Source organism: Ureibacillus sp. MALMAid1270 (genome assembly GCF_049202975.1).
Taxonomy (GTDB): Bacteria; Bacillota; Bacilli; order Bacillales_A; family Planococcaceae; genus Ureibacillus.
Genome location: NZ_JBMIRP010000091.1, coordinates 1 through 14187, shown reverse-complemented (window position 1 = coordinate 14187; position 14187 = coordinate 1). Strand labels below are relative to the sequence as shown.

General features: G+C 33.5%; 17 protein-coding genes and 1 pseudogene. 10 read left to right on the top strand and 8 right to left on the bottom strand.

The annotated features are described in order from the left end of the window. Positions 1-123: 123 nt before the first annotated feature. Together ACOQFO_RS12120 and ACOQFO_RS12115 are read right to left on the bottom strand one after the other, a co-directional pair. A complete protein-coding gene (locus ACOQFO_RS12120; RefSeq protein WP_421689926.1) occupies positions 124-912 on the bottom strand; it encodes a serine/threonine protein kinase in 789 nt (262 codons plus the stop codon). Next, a complete protein-coding gene (locus ACOQFO_RS12115) occupies positions 896-1069 on the bottom strand; it encodes a hypothetical protein (protein ID WP_421689925.1) in 174 nt (57 codons plus the stop codon). The genes ACOQFO_RS12120 and ACOQFO_RS12115 overlap by 17 nt, the downstream gene beginning before the upstream one ends. A 382-nt stretch (positions 1070-1451) precedes the next feature. Here ACOQFO_RS12115 and ACOQFO_RS12110 point away from each other — a divergent pair, with 382 nt between their 5' ends. Together ACOQFO_RS12110 and ACOQFO_RS12105 are read left to right on the top strand one after the other, a co-directional pair. Further along, on the top strand, positions 1452-1979 hold the full coding sequence (locus ACOQFO_RS12110) for a hypothetical protein (protein ID WP_421689924.1): 528 nt from the start codon (positions 1452-1454) through the stop codon (positions 1977-1979). Then, positions 1973-3139, top strand: a complete 1167-nt coding sequence (locus ACOQFO_RS12105; RefSeq protein WP_421689927.1) for an EAL domain-containing protein — start codon at positions 1973-1975, stop codon at positions 3137-3139. The genes ACOQFO_RS12110 and ACOQFO_RS12105 overlap by 7 nt, the downstream gene beginning before the upstream one ends. A 44-nt stretch (positions 3140-3183) precedes the next feature. Here ACOQFO_RS12105 and ACOQFO_RS12100 read toward each other — a convergent pair whose 3' ends face one another. The 4 genes from ACOQFO_RS12100 to ACOQFO_RS12085 form a co-directional block, all read right to left on the bottom strand. Beyond that, positions 3184-4836 (bottom strand): sodium:solute symporter family protein, encoded by a 1653-nt coding sequence (locus ACOQFO_RS12100; RefSeq protein ID WP_421689923.1) that lies wholly within the window; start codon positions 4834-4836, stop codon positions 3184-3186. A gap of 30 nt (positions 4837-4866) precedes the next feature. Continuing rightward, entirely contained in the window at positions 4867-5169 is a 303-nt protein-coding gene (locus ACOQFO_RS12095; protein WP_421689922.1) for a DUF4212 domain-containing protein, read from the bottom strand. Positions 5170-5344: 175 nt separating this feature from the next. After that, a complete protein-coding gene (locus tag ACOQFO_RS12090; RefSeq protein ID WP_421689921.1) occupies positions 5345-5521 on the bottom strand; it encodes a hypothetical protein in 177 nt (58 codons plus the stop codon). 322 nt (positions 5522-5843) lie between these two features. Next, positions 5844-6557, bottom strand: coding sequence for a hypothetical protein (locus ACOQFO_RS12085; protein WP_421689920.1), 714 nt, complete (start codon positions 6555-6557; stop codon positions 5844-5846). Between the two features lie 221 nt (positions 6558-6778). Here ACOQFO_RS12085 and ACOQFO_RS12080 point away from each other — a divergent pair, with 221 nt between their 5' ends. The 4 genes from ACOQFO_RS12080 to ACOQFO_RS12065 all read left to right on the top strand — a co-directional run bounded on the left by ACOQFO_RS12080 (position 6779) and on the right by ACOQFO_RS12065 (position 9245). Next, the gene (locus tag ACOQFO_RS12080; protein ID WP_421689919.1) at positions 6779-7270 is read left to right on the top strand and encodes a hypothetical protein; all 492 of its coding nucleotides are present in this window, start codon (positions 6779-6781) and stop codon (positions 7268-7270) included. A gap of 134 nt (positions 7271-7404) precedes the next feature. After that, on the top strand, positions 7405-7893 hold the full coding sequence (locus ACOQFO_RS12075) for a DinB family protein (protein WP_421689918.1): 489 nt from the start codon (positions 7405-7407) through the stop codon (positions 7891-7893). Positions 7894-8012: 119 nt separating this feature from the next. Beyond that, positions 8013-8687 (top strand): SOS response-associated peptidase, encoded by a 675-nt coding sequence (locus ACOQFO_RS12070; RefSeq protein ID WP_421689917.1) that lies wholly within the window; start codon positions 8013-8015, stop codon positions 8685-8687. A 27-nt stretch (positions 8688-8714) separates the two neighbouring features. Next, the gene (locus ACOQFO_RS12065) at positions 8715-9245 is read left to right on the top strand and encodes a DUF2179 domain-containing protein (RefSeq protein ID WP_421689916.1); all 531 of its coding nucleotides are present in this window, start codon (positions 8715-8717) and stop codon (positions 9243-9245) included. Positions 9246-9294: 49 nt separating this feature from the next. Here the strand turns inward: ACOQFO_RS12065 and ACOQFO_RS12060 are convergent, their stop codons facing one another. Both ACOQFO_RS12060 and ACOQFO_RS12055 read right to left on the bottom strand, forming a co-directional pair. Further along, positions 9295-9921, bottom strand: a complete 627-nt coding sequence (locus ACOQFO_RS12060) for a DUF1643 domain-containing protein (protein ID WP_421689915.1) — start codon at positions 9919-9921, stop codon at positions 9295-9297. Between the two features lie 172 nt (positions 9922-10093). Then, the gene (locus tag ACOQFO_RS12055) at positions 10094-11506 is read right to left on the bottom strand and encodes a CAP domain-containing protein (RefSeq protein ID WP_421689914.1); all 1413 of its coding nucleotides are present in this window, start codon (positions 11504-11506) and stop codon (positions 10094-10096) included. Positions 11507-11701: 195 nt separating this feature from the next. Here ACOQFO_RS12055 and ACOQFO_RS12050 point away from each other — a divergent pair, with 195 nt between their 5' ends. From ACOQFO_RS12050 to ACOQFO_RS12035, 4 genes and pseudogenes are all read left to right on the top strand, one after another. Further along, positions 11702-11971, top strand: coding sequence for a hypothetical protein (locus tag ACOQFO_RS12050; protein ID WP_421689913.1), 270 nt, complete (start codon positions 11702-11704; stop codon positions 11969-11971). A gap of 14 nt (positions 11972-11985) precedes the next feature. After that, positions 11986-12312, top strand: coding sequence for a DUF2085 domain-containing protein (locus tag ACOQFO_RS12045; protein ID WP_421689912.1), 327 nt, complete (start codon positions 11986-11988; stop codon positions 12310-12312). Between the two features lie 171 nt (positions 12313-12483). Then, a complete protein-coding gene (locus tag ACOQFO_RS12040) occupies positions 12484-13239 on the top strand; it encodes a DUF2087 domain-containing protein (protein WP_421689911.1) in 756 nt (251 codons plus the stop codon). Positions 13240-13366: 127 nt separating this feature from the next. Then, a pseudogene (locus tag ACOQFO_RS12035) lies at positions 13367-14038 on the top strand (MATE family efflux transporter); the annotation flags it as partial. Between the last annotated feature and the right edge of the window lie 149 nt (positions 14039-14187).

The window sequence follows — 14187 nt, the reverse complement described above, 5'->3', positions numbered from 1 at the left end:
TCTCACCTTTCCAATTGTTTGTTTCGTCACTTACAATTATAGAAAAGGAGACGATTTTTTTCTTTAATAAATTTTTTTGATTTTTAAACAAAACGAGACTGCCCCTAGTGGAAAAATCTCCACTTATGGGACAGCCCCATTGATAAATGATGGAATCGATTGTCTTGCTTCTTCAGCACTTGAAAAAGCAGGTCCAATAAGAAGTAATCGTTCAATGTACGTTTTTACATCATCGGGAAGTTGAAGTTCCTCTTGCCAACTTCGCTCTTTCCTACTATTAGGTGAGTACGTTGAGTAAAGTAAAAAAAGTAAAAAATGGCCAATGAAATATAAATCACTTCTATGATCTTCTAATGTCTTTGGATTTTCTATTTCTTTTACAAGAACATCACTATTAATATATGAAGCTAATCCGAAATCAATAATATAAATAATATCATTTTTGATTAAAATATTCGGGATTCTTAAATCACGATGTACAATATTTCTTTCATGTAGTTTAATAACGACTTCAAACAATTTTTCTAAAATAATAAAAGATTTTTCTAAGGAAAATACTTTTCCTTCATGGAAAATTTCCTGTTCAAAGGTGTTACCATCTATAAAATCCATAATATAAAAAGGTATTCCTTCTAATTCACCTTCGAAAACCAATTTCGGCACATTTGGGAGGCCTAATAGTTTTAACATCGTAACTTCTTGTTTAAACTTTCGTTTCTGACGTTCGTCTCCACTATGTTTAGTCCTCATCCTCTTTAGGACGTATTGTATTCCCGTATCTTTATGAACTAATAAATAGGCAACACCATACGAACCTTTTCCGATGATTTTTTGAAACTGATAAGGTGTTTCAAGGTCAATATACCTTTTCATTAGATGATTTATTTTAAAGTCGCTAATGTAATTTAACATTATTAACTGCTAAAGAAGCTACCACTTCTGGAACCGAAAAATCCTGAACTGAAACTTCTACGTTTTCTTTTATAATGTTTGTGGCCATAATACTTGTCTCGATGGGAATAACCTTTATGGCTTGAAGAATAAGAACTGTAACGATGACTTTTTCCAAATAGTGATTTCTTGAATTTATCAAACATAAAAATGGTTTCCCTCCAAAAGAGTAAGATTATTGTTATATATATACGATAATAAACCAAAGAAGTTTCATTATCTAATTATAATATAAATAAAAATTTTTAAGTTGTACATAATTTTTGTAAAATTATAAATATTTTAAAATAAACCGTTCTGTAAGTATTGAGCGCTAGTCCACAATAATATATATTTAACCTATTGTCATAATAGGGATTAATTATTTGAATAGTTTACAATTTCTTTCCAAAAACCCTATAATAGTGTATATTACCTATTCAATTAATTTTACAAATAGTCTAATATACTTAATATCACCATTTCGAAATCATAAGAATTTTTGGGTAGAAGGTGTAATGATGTCTAATAAGTCAAAAAAAAATAACCTACTAAATCGATTTTTTAATAAAAATATAGATGAAGTAAATGAAGAAAATCTTACAAGTGAAAATAGTTTATTACAATATTGTGCTACATTTTCGAAGTACCAACCAAATCCTTCAATTATCATTTCCTCTGATTATTGTATTTTTTCAATGAATACAAATATTTTCAAAGAAATATTAGGTTATGAACCCAAGAATATTGAGGACTTTAAACGCATTTTGCCAGAAGATACATACTTAGCGTTAAAATTAACATATAACGAGGCACTCGAAGGGGATATTCAAAAGCATCTTATTGATTATGAATATAATGACCAAACATTAACCTTATTACTAACCTTCATTCCTTTAAAAAATCAAGAAACAACAGAAGGTGTTAACCTGATCATTGAGGATTTAACGGAACAACAAAAGTCTACTCATACTTTTCAACAAATATTTCATCATTTAAATTCGGGTGTTTGGATGAAGGAATCAATTAGTGGAGACTATACATATTAGAACCGAATCGGGGTCAAATTTATGGAGCAGAAGTACTTATGCGCTGGAATCACGATGAATGGGGTGCAATTTCTCCAAATGAGTTTATCCCGATTGCAGAAGAGAATCATTTGATTATTCCAATTACAGATTGGGTGATTAAGAAAGTTATTACATTATTAAAGGAATGGAAAGATAGTGGATTTTTACTTCGCTCGATATCTGTTAATGTCCCTCCGATAAGATTTATGCATAATGGACTTGTTGATTTAGTAAAAGAACAACTCGAAATGAACCAAATCCCCCCAAAATATTTAGAATTAGAAATTACTGAAAGTACTTTGTTGAAAAGTGAACATATGGTTCTATCGACTATTGAAGAATTAAAGGCATTAGGTGTTAGAATTGCCATTGATGACTTTGGTAAGGGGTATTCATTCTTAGACCTATTACGAAGATTTAAACCAGATACGGTAAAAATAGATCGAGATTTTATTCGAAATTTAAGTCATGACAGCCATATGGAAAAAGGGATCGTTTCATCCATTCTGTATTTGGCAAAAACACTAGATATGAAAGTAGTAGCAGAAGGTGTTGAAGAGTCTGAGCAGCTTCAATTCTTGAAGCAACAAGAATGTGATTATATTCAAGGATACTTATTTTCTAAAGCTGTAACACAGCAAGAGTATGAGAAGTTAATGAATAGAGGTTTTCTAAAGCCACAAGCTGTGAAAAAGAAGAATCGCAAAAATGAAATTGAAAAAAGAAAGTATTTCCGTTTTGTATTCCCTCAACATGTCATTGGAAAAATGACCATTATTGAAGTGAATAATCAAAAAATAGAGGTTGGTGCAACACCTATACTGTTAGATAATATTAGTATTGGGGGAATTAAGTTCTTATCGAATTTAAAACTCCCGATTAACTCTAATATGAAATTTAACTTTCAGTTTACACTTATGAACTATCCTTTTGAAATTGAAGGTATTTTAAAATGGGTTGCTGAAGAGTTTGGGGATTTATATTCTTATGGTGTTAGTTTTTCTACAAATGGCATACTCGAAGGGGCAATAGCTTCGATCATCAACCGTATGAGTACAATTCACAATAAGAATGAAAGAATCCCAGATACAGATTTTCATTATTATGAAACCTATTATTTTTTTAAAAACTTAGAATGATAAAAACCAGTTTTCAAAGAATCTTTGAAAACTGGTTTGATTTTTTACTCGTTCAAATACACTTCGCCATCTTTGTAAGTCATTTGTTCTGGATAGCGTAAGTTTGTTACATAATCTTGAACTTCTTGTGAAGGTGGTTTTGTTGATAAGGAAACGATGATGTTAGCAGCAAATGCAGCGATCGCACCAAATACACCAGCACCTGTATCAATGATACCTAAGATTGTAAAGCCACCATATTTAGCAGCAAAGATGTACGCTAATGTTACTGCTAGACCGATGACCATACCAGCAATTGTCCCTTTTGAGTTACCGCGTCTCCACCATACACCAAGTACTAAAGCAGGGAAGAACGTACCTGTTGCAATAGCGAACGCCCAAGCAACAATTTGTGTAATCGCACCTGGAGGGTTAAGCGCAACAATACCAGCAAGAACTGTTGCAACAATAATTGTAATACGACCAACATTTAAACGTTGCTTATCTGTAGCTGTTGGTTTTAAAATTCGGTAGTAAATATCATGAGCAAATGCTGATGAAATCGCAATTAATAATCCACCTGCTGTTGATAATGCAGCAGCCATAGCTCCAGCTGCAACTAATCCGATTACAAATACTCCAAGGTTAGCAATCTCAGGAGTTGCCATTACAACAATGTCGTTAGCGATGATTAATTCTTTCCATTGAAGAATTCCATCCGCATTTTGGTCTGCCATTTTTAATAGACCAGTTTCGATCCAAGTTGTTGTCCATGCAGGTAATTCTGAAATTTTACTTCCAGCTACTTGTGTCATTAAGATGAAGCGAGAGAACGCTGCGTATGCCGGTGCAGAGAAGTATAATAACGCGATGAATAATAACGCCCAAGCAGCTGACCAACGAGCAGCTTTCATTGTTCTAACTGTATAGAATCGTGCGATTACGTGAGGAAGTCCTGCAGTACCACACATTAATGTAAACATAAGTGCAAGGAATTGCCATTTCGTTCCGTTTTCAAATGGAGCAAAGTACTCAGATAATCCAAGTGCTTGATCAAGTGCTCCCAATTCACTAACGATGTGGCCGTAAGATAACCAAGGAAGTGGATTCCCTGTAATTTGTAAAGACATGAAAATAACAGGAACTAAGTATGCAACAATTAATACAATGTACTGTGCAACTTGAGTCCATGTAATCCCTTTCATACCACCGAATGCGGCGTAAATTGCAATAAGCGCAACCCCAATCATTGTCCCAATACCAGCATCAATTTGGAATAAACGACCAATTACTACACCAGATCCAGATAATTGTCCGATAGAATATGTGAAGCTGATGATCATTGTACAAATCGCGGCTATAATAAGTGCAGTTTTACTTTGGAAGCGATCTCCGATAAATTCAGGAACAGTATAGCTACCAGATTTTCTTAGTTGTGGGGCAAGTAAAAATGCTAAGAATAAGTAGCCCCCAGTCCAACCCATAATATACGCTAATCCGTCGTATCCTAGTACCATAATAGTACCAGCCATACCGATGAATGAAGCAGCACTCATCCAGTCCGCAGCAATCGCCATACCGTTATATAGTGGCGGAACTCCACGACTAGCAACATAGAAATCTGATGTTCCTTTGGCATTATTAATAACAGCGATCCAAATATACAACGCAAATGTTGCTAAAATAATCGTAAGTGACACTATAAATTGTGAATCCAATAGCAATCCCCCTTTTTAAGAAATAATCCCTTAGTGATTTTGTGTTGTTTTACTTCCGATTTCTTCATTCTTACTTTCATCAATGCCGTATTTTTTATCGATTCTATCCCCTACAATTGCATTTACGAATAAAAGAATAATAAATGTAGCTAATGCACCTTGTGCTCCCATGAAGTAATGGAATGGAAACCCGTTAAATGTAAATGAACTTAACGGTTCTGCTAATGCTACACAACCATAAGAAACAAATGCCCAAATAATGAAATAGATGATCATATACGTTGTTTTCTCACGGAAGTATGCATCTGCAATACTTTTATCAATCTTTTTCACAATATTCACCCCTATTTATAAATTTCCCCAATAACAAAACCCATTACAGAAGTGATTTTCTTCAAACATTCCTCCTCTAGTTCTAAATCATCGGAAAAAACCTTTGATAAAGAAAAAATATATTTTCACTTTGCCTTTTAGAGAAGACAAAGGAAATACCAGCTCATAAAAGGGATTATTGTAGGCTAAAGATGAACTTTACTGTGTCTATAAATGGTAGGGGTACTAAAGCAATTTGGATGATAAAGTAGAGGATGAAGGCGATTACAGGAATAGTTAAGAAGAGCATTTTTTGTTTTTTTAATGCGATAAATAAACAAAGACCCGCTAGAATTATAAAAGCAATAAACATTACATTCCTCCTTTTGATATGTCAAATGTGTGTAAATTGTTTTTTTAAACTCTATGATAAAAGGAGGGATATTATAATCGTTCGTTAGAAAAAATGTCACAAAAATATAAGGAATCAAGAATCTTTGCCAGTTCTAAAGTTCGGAAATGTTTATATACAACGTGTGAAAAGTACAGATAAAAACAGAAAGTTAACTTTATTATTAGTACTCCAATCATGTAATGAACTACTTTCTGTTTATTACACCATATAAAAACCTCTTCGAATAAATTCAAAGAGGAAATGATTTTTACTATTAATTTAAATTATTATTATAGATTGTTTAATTAAGAAATTTAATAAAGTACTCTGCCATTTGTTCCTTCGAGAGCTTTAATTTTTTCATAATACCTGAGCAATTTGAAAGGATAATATCAGAACCTTCCGATTGAACAAATTGAACGTAATAATTAGATTGTAGTATTTGAGCAAAATCCCATTTTTCCCTGGAAAAACATTGATCTCCTTTATAAAAACGATCCATCTCTACATATAAATCCTCAAAAAAGTGCTCGAATAATACACTCTTATTAAGTAGTTCACGGTAACTACTAGAATCCGCGGGTGCTTCTTTTGCATAGATGTCTTTAAATACTATTCGAATAATCTCTTCTGGATCAATTATTTCATAATCAGTTTCTTCAATTTCCCAAATAGGAGTGGTAAATAAAGAATGAGAATTTAAAGTTTGTACATTTTTTAACAGGTTTCTATAATACTTTTGCAAAATGACTCCATCATCTGATACATAGAGTGTTTCATATAGATAAGATTGATTATTATCCCATTCATGATTTTCATCTAAAATAGCATAACTTTCTCCAAATAACCTGTCAGTCATCATTACAGTTGGATCGCATTCTATATGTCGCTTTGAAGGGCCATTAAGAATACCTGAATAACGAATGTAAAGGTTGAAAATATCCTTTTTTTCAGGATTCACTAAACAGAGAGTGTACTTATTTTTAGGGATCACAAATTGAAGGATTTTTATCACTCCTCATGATGATTTTCTAGGAAATTTCTAAGCTTAGGAATGTGTACATATTTGGAAAATATTAAAAAACCATTGACTATAAATACATATTCAAGTTATGCGACAATATTCATATTTCAGATAAATTTATATGGGCAATTGCAAAGGAGGGCAGATTACCTTACTAGGCTCTTGGAAGCTACATACATTGTAGGTAGTTTAAGAGAAAGGGGGTAAATGTAATGTATCCTTTTGATTATGATGATGACTCTTTCGATTTTGATGATGATAACAGAGGTAGAGGTCGAGGAAGAGGTAGAGGCCAAGATGATTCTCCGTCGTTTCGTGGCGGATTCCAGGGTGGCGGGTTCCCGGGAGGAGGATTCCCAGGAGGTGCTCCGGGAGGTTTTCCAGGTGGATTCCCAGGTGGTGCTCCAGGAGGTTTTCCGGGTGGGGATCAGTTAAGACCACCGACTTCTCCACCGCCAAGCTTTACACCTCAAACATTTACAACAACGCAGCAACAAGATTTTTCTCGCCGTGGTGGTGTAGGTGGAATTAGACGTTGTATGTTCCGTAACACGTTTATATGGATGAGAAACGGAAATAGTTTCTGGTTCTTCCCAATGCTTGTTATGGGTAATTCAATCATTGGTTTCCGCTGGAGAGGTAGAAGAGGATGGGTATTTGACTCCATCAACCGAAACAATATTATCTTCTTCCAATGTTATTAATTAGACTTTAAAAGTCACCTCCTAAATAACATATAAGTGCAAGTTATGAGTGAGATGACTTTCTCACTCTTTTTTACTCTTTCGTTCTATTCATAATTTTCATAGAATAAAAGGTAAATATAGGGGGTGTTGTTTTGGAAATTAATATAAAAGTAAGAGAAGAGTTATTTGAAGTAATTGATGGTTTTACAGATGAGCAAATAAACCATGTATTAGAAGAGGGGAAATGGACCATTGCTCAAGTATTGGAACATCTTTATTTAACAGAGAAGCTTGTAGTACGTAGTTTTACGGAAGCTATACCAGTTACAGAAGAAGATCCTGTAAAGTTGAAAAAAGTGCACCTAACGCAAGATCGATCGCAAAAAGTTAATGCACCTAAATTTCTTGTTCCATCTAACGAATACCAAACAATAGAACAGTTAAAAGAGAAACTAAAAAAATCGAGAGAATCACTCGAGAAGTTTATGGGAGATATTAGTGAACACGACTTAAATGGGAAATACCTGCCACATCCTTTCTTCGATAAATTAACTTTAAAACAGTGGGTTGAATTTCTCGGGTATCATGAAAAAAGACATATTGGTCAAATAGAAGAATTAAAAAAAGCGCTTACGAAATAACACTGGAAGGGGTTGTATAAACCCCTTTCTTTTTATTTTGCATGTTAGTAACGAGACATTCCACTGACGTAGTATATATAATGTAACCAATATGAACTCTAACAGTGGGGGATGAATCTATGTGTGGTCGCTATACTCTATTTGCATCGTTTGAAAAAATATTAGAGGCATTTGACATACAACAAGCTATAGAAGAGATATTTTATGAAGCAAGTTATAATATTGCGCCTTCCCAACAGATTCTATCGATTATCAATGATGGAGCGAAAAATCGAATGGGGTTTTTAAAATGGGGACTCATTCCTTCGTGGGCGAAGGATGAAAAAGTAGCTTTTAAAATGATTAATGCGCGGTCTGAAACTGTTAGTGAGAAACCAAGTTTTAAAAAGTCCTTTTATCAAAGACGTTGTATTATACCAATGGATTCTTTTTATGAGTGGAAGCGAGACGGAAATACGAAAATTCCAATGCGCATTAAAATGAAAGACGACTCCTTGTTTGGAGTAGCAGGACTTTGGGATTCTTGGAGATCTCCTGCAGGGGAACTCATCCACACATGTACCATTTTAACGACAGAACCAAATGATTTAATGAAGGATATTCATGATCGAATGCCAGTCATTTTACCAAAAGAACAACAAATGGTATGGTTAAATCCACAGATTCGTGATGAACGGCAATTACATGATTTATTAGTTCCGTTTAATCATGAACAGATGGTGGCATATCCAGTAAGTAGCAAAGTAAATTCACCGAAAAATAACTCAGCCGAGTTAATAGAGAAAATAGGTTAAAGTAGAACTTCTAGTGAGGCGCATTAAATGACGAACATTTTATTAATTTTATTATTGCAGTTAATCTATGTACCATTATTAACACTCCGTACAATATTTCTTGTAAAAAACATAACCTTTTTAGCGGCTTTATTTGGAATATTAGAGATGTTAATTTATGTATTTGGTCTTTCTCTTGTATTCGGCGGAGATCAAAGCTTATTAGCGATGGTTGTTTATGCTGTTGGTTTTGGTTTAGGTATATTTTTAGGGACAAGAATTGAAAATAAATTGGCGATTGGATATGTGTATATTACTATTAATACGCAAAATAAAAATCAAGAATTAATCGATACAATTCGAGCACATGGTTTTGCTTTAACTACATACATTGGGGAAGGTCGAGATAGTGAACGTTTTAAGTATGAAATTTTAGCAAAACGTAATCGTGAAAAAGAATTGTTCCAACTGGTAGAATTTATTGAACCTAAGGCATTTATTATCTCCTACGAACCAAAGTCATTTAAGGGTGGGTTTATGGTAGATCGAATGAAGAAAAATAAAAAGAATAGTCAATAAGTAAAGAAAGGGTTTTGAAAATGGTGTTCAAAACCCTATTTTATGCTTATTAAACGTGAATTTTATTCTTAAAAGTTTCATTGTAAACGTTTACTAATTGTTGTAAACGTACCGATTTATCGGGCCCATTTGGACATGGATGGTAATATTCGTTATCTTTTGATAGCACACCGAAATATGGAACTTCGCTATCCCTTATGATTTCTAGCCATTTTTCTTTTTCCTGCTCAAAGTGAATCCAGCTTTTCTTCTTTTCAACCCCCCAACCAATAAGAATCCATGGATGTTGTTGCATTTCATATAAATTAGGCGGAATAATTGTAGGATACTTACCAGAGACTTTCAAATGTTCAAAAAGCTCAATGGCTTCTCGGCTATTAGTTTTCTTTACATAAAACAAGTTGTATATATGCAGTCGCCCATCTAAATTTTTATGAGTTTTCTTCATGAATTGAATGAGCTGCCGCATTGTTTCATCGATCGTTGTTTCATCTGTATGCGAGCCATTCATAAATAGTTTTTTTCTTGCTTCACCCTGTAATTCCGATGAGCCAGGGTTTAACATAACAGCGGCTCCTAGGGACTTTCTTGCCGTTCCAAATTGAAGAAACGTGTTTGTGCGATAAATCTCATCACCAACTAATTGAAATGTTGCGATTGCTTTAACATTTCCCAACAAATTACCCCCAATTATTCTGTGTTGTCGTATATATTTATTCTAGAGGTTTGGGAAATATTAGTTAGGTGATATTTATTTTAAAAAAATTTCAAACTCATACCTTGTTATGAAAAATTGTAGAATAAAATGGCTGACGAGACATATGAAGACTACGACAGCCTTATGCAAATTAATGGAATGGTGTAATGAAATTTTGCGTATAGTACCAACTATGAGATCCGACGCCAAGGTGTGTGAAGTTTTTATTTAAGATCGTTTCACGATGATTGACGGAGTTCATCCAAGCTTCTGCAGCCATAATTCCATTAGTAAAACCATATGCAATGTTTTCCCCTGCAAAAGAGTATTCAATGCCATTTTCCATTATTCGACTGAATGGATCCTGTCCCTTTTGATTTGTATGACTAAAATAATCATTGATAAACATATCTTTACTATGTTGATAGGCTGTATTAGCAACCTTTTCATTCCATTTTAATGAATGTAGTCCGAAGTTCTGACGGTAACTATTCGTAATATCAAAGATTAAATAACTATTAATTGTCTGTTGCTCTAACGTTTTGGTTAAATCTAGGTCTTTCTGTTTTATTAAGATCGCTCTCACAGGGGTATTGTATGATACCGTATCATAATAAAAAGTAAGGCTCGTGTTATCAATCGTTACCTCTGCGGATTCATTTGAATTGTTTATATTAAAATAGGAATTTATCGCATCTCGATTTATTAGATTGATGTTATTGAGGCGAGCTGTAAAAATTTCTTGGTTTGAATATAGAAAAACTGCTTGATCATATTGATCGAAACCAACAATGATCATGTCTTCGTAATCATTATGATAATACGTATGGAATTTTAGACCATCATCGTTCATGCTTATTCTTTTAGGAGCTCCATATAATTCTTCAAATTTATGTTGAGGATCGCCAAGTTCAAATCCGTTAACTGAAATATCATCTGTTTTTTGTTCTATGACTTTAATCGATTTGTCTTCTAAATTCTTTTCAATGTTATATAAAAAAATAACAGCATGGGCTCTACTTAACTTGTCATTTGGGTGGTAGGATTTATAGGTTTTCGGAGGCACATCCTGTCCATCTAGATGCCCTGAACTAATTTCATTGTCATACATCCACTGGACAGCTTCTAGTTCCGTCATTTCCTTACCAGTAATCGCTTGAGCGAAGAACTTTGCGACTGTTCCGCGTCGAACAGGAAGGTCTCTATTCTTTATAGTAGAGTAGGATAAATCAAGATGATACTTCTGAGCTAAGTTGTAATAGGGTGTAGTCCAATGCTCACCTGCTTGAGAGCTGTTTTTTATAGCAGAAACTTCACTTTTAGTTAAAAAGTTTAATAACATGACTGTCATTTGTGCTTCAGTAACATACTCATATGGTTTTAGTGTTTTATCAGGATAACCGTTTAAAATACCCTCGGTGATTGCCCAGTCCATAGGTTCTGACCAACTCATATTTGCTTGATAGTCTATAAAATCATCTACAGTTAGTTTTGAAGCATTTGCAAATAAAGAAAAAATGATACCTATCACTACGACAAATAAAAATGATAATAGTTTTCGCATAGTTCCCACCTTTCGTTATTGAAGTCTATGTAGGTTAACACAGGAAATATTATTAAAATTTCAAATGAAATAAACATGTAATTTTGGTGATGTTATAAAACTGCCCTGTAAATAATTGGGTTTGTAATATAATTACATATAAGAAATGATTTACAGAGGGGTTAAATAGAAGTTAAATAGCAAGGGGGATCCACTATGTTTTTTATAGGATTAACATTTTCCATTATTTTGATTGGTGTTGGTATTGTCTTTCTTGTTGAAGCTTCCTATGTGTTAGGTGGGATTCTTCTTGGTATCGGAATCTTATCACTCCTATCACTTGGAGTTTATTACAGTTCAAAAAGGAATAAGAAATTAGATTGTGATTGTATAGATTGTAGCTTCTTTACTGCATTTACAGATTGCGATTGTATTGGAAAAAGAAAAGGGTTGGACTGTGATTGCGATTTATGCAATATAAATTAGTGGAGGAACCAATTATGAAAGAATTAATTTATATTGTACCGTGCCATCGGATCCCGGAACGTTGCCTTCATATAAAAGGGAAGCCCATGCCAATTTGTACTCGCTGCTTTGCTATTTTGCTAGGTTATTTATTCGTACCAATTATGCTAAACTTTAAGGATTTGCCATTATACAGTGCAATTTTATTATCTATACCAATGCTTGTTGATGGCTTCACACAAAAATGGAAATGGCGAAAGAGTAATAATGGACATAGATTCATAACGGGACTATTATTTGGAATTGGACAGTCGATCTTCATCTCCATTATTATTTGGTTTATTGTTGGTTCTATTAAATAAATTTAGTTATTACAAAAACTACTCGCTGATGATTATGACGAGTAGTTTTTTATATTCATAGAATCCGTTTGTCGGTGACATTATATAAACGTTTTTATAAAATGTTTAAGAATCATTGGACAATATAGATTGATTGTTTGTTATTTATAAAATGGCTGGGAGGGAATAGAAATGCATCAGCCCGAAAAATTTTGGAATGCCTCTTTAGATGAAATGAAGCAAGGTTATATTGAAGAACCAACTCAATATGTATGTTTACTATGTGGTGAAAAAGTTGAAAAAGGGATTATCTATCCTGTTGGAGAAGTTCTTTATGAAGCAGTTCGCTTTATTCGCCTTCATATTGAAAAAGAACACAATTCTGTATTCGACTATTTAATAAATCTTGATAAAAAATTTACAGGTTTAACAGAGCGTCAAACATCGCTATTAAAACATTTTTATGCTGGGAAGAGCGATAAAGAAGTTCAAGAGGAAATGGGGAATGGTAGTAGTTCAACCATTCGTCATCATCGATTTGTCCTAAAAGAAAAAGAGCGTCAAGCAAAGGCAACTTTGGCAATAATGGAACTTCTGAAGGAAAAAGATCAGTATGCGCCAGCATTTATAACACCTCATAAACATGCCACGATGGTTGATGACCGTTATGCGATTACAAGTGAAGAGCAAAGAACAATAGTTGAAAAGTTTTTCCCAGATGGAATTAAAGGTCCACTAGTAAAATTTCCACCTAAGGAAAAACAACGTTTAATTGTTTTAAGAGTAATTGCAGAGCAATTAAATAAAGAGGCGATTTTTACAGAGAAAGAAATTAACAATTTTTTAAAAAATTTCTATGAGGATTATGTATTAATTAGAAGATATCTAGTATCATATGGATTTATAGACCGTAAAAAGGACGGAAGTGCATACTGGGTAAAAAACTGACGATCAGAAAGTGGGGAACTACGTTTCATTCCTATAGTTGAGTTTAATTACTATCTTATAAAACTATGAAACAAACCATTAGAAAATCGAAAAGTGTGTGTGAAAAATTAATAAGATGGAGAAAAAAATGTTAAATAATCAAATGTCTTTAACTAAATCAATGATTTTCTTTTTAATTCCTATAGCACTTTCTAGTGTGTTGCAATCGGCAGGACAAATTGTTTCAACAATTGTTGTTGGCCAAACTTTAGGTGAAGACGCCTTGGCAGCAATTGCGGCTTTCTTTCCATTATTCTTCCTATTAATATCTTTTGCTATTGGCGTAGGTTCGGGGAGTTCAATTTTAATCGGTCAAGCTTTTGGTGCTAAAAATATGGAGAAGCTAAAAGAAATTGTAGGGGTTACAATTGCTGTAACTTTAGTAATTTCTGTTGTAGTTGCATTCGTTGGAGGTCTTTTTTCTGAAGATATTTTGAAATTGATGGGTACACCTGAGAATATTTTAAAAGAAAGTGCTAGCTATGCTCAAATTTTGTTTTTAACATTACCAATTATGTTTTTATATATGTGTTATACAACGTTCATCCGTGGGTCGGGTGATTCTAAGACACCATTAGTTTTCTTAATCATTAGTATTGTTTTAAATATCGCATTCTTGCCAGTATTTATGTTCGGTTGGCTAGGGGTTCCGGCTTTTGGATTGAATGGTGCAGCGTATGCAAACGTTCTATCTTTCTTGATTACATTTATCTGGTTACTACTATATTTGTATAAAAAAGATCATACCATTAAATTAGACAAAGAAACGTAAGCGTCAAATATAACACACCTTCAACGAATTTCATGGACATGAGACAATCATGAAAATGAATCAAGTTGGAGGTTTTTTTATGAAACAATCTGAACGCCAGTTGATGTGGCAATCTCGTATTCAAGCATTTCACACAA

Excerpts from the sequence above, each read along its gene's own strand:
- ACOQFO_RS12045 (WP_421689912.1), top strand. The coding sequence starts at position 11,986 with ATGAAAGAATTAATTTATATTGTACCGTGCCATCGGATCCCGGAACGT.
- ACOQFO_RS12040 (WP_421689911.1), top strand. The coding sequence starts at position 12,484 with ATGCATCAGCCCGAAAAATTTTGGAATGCCTCTTTAGATGAAATGAAG.
- ACOQFO_RS12110 (WP_421689924.1), top strand. The coding sequence starts at position 1,452 with ATGTCTAATAAGTCAAAAAAAAATAACCTACTAAATCGATTTTTTAAT.
- ACOQFO_RS12065 (WP_421689916.1), top strand. The coding sequence starts at position 8,715 with ATGACGAACATTTTATTAATTTTATTATTGCAGTTAATCTATGTACCA.
- ACOQFO_RS12120 (WP_421689926.1), bottom strand. The coding sequence starts at position 912 with ATGTTAAATTACATTAGCGACTTTAAAATAAATCATCTAATGAAAAGG.
- ACOQFO_RS12080 (WP_421689919.1), top strand. The coding sequence starts at position 6,779 with ATGTATCCTTTTGATTATGATGATGACTCTTTCGATTTTGATGATGAT.
- ACOQFO_RS12055 (WP_421689914.1), bottom strand. The coding sequence starts at position 11,506 with ATGCGAAAACTATTATCATTTTTATTTGTCGTAGTGATAGGTATCATT.
- ACOQFO_RS12050 (WP_421689913.1), top strand. The coding sequence starts at position 11,702 with ATGTTTTTTATAGGATTAACATTTTCCATTATTTTGATTGGTGTTGGT.
- ACOQFO_RS12090 (WP_421689921.1), bottom strand. The coding sequence starts at position 5,521 with ATGTTTATTGCTTTTATAATTCTAGCGGGTCTTTGTTTATTTATCGCA.
- ACOQFO_RS12070 (WP_421689917.1), top strand. The coding sequence starts at position 8,013 with ATGTGTGGTCGCTATACTCTATTTGCATCGTTTGAAAAAATATTAGAG.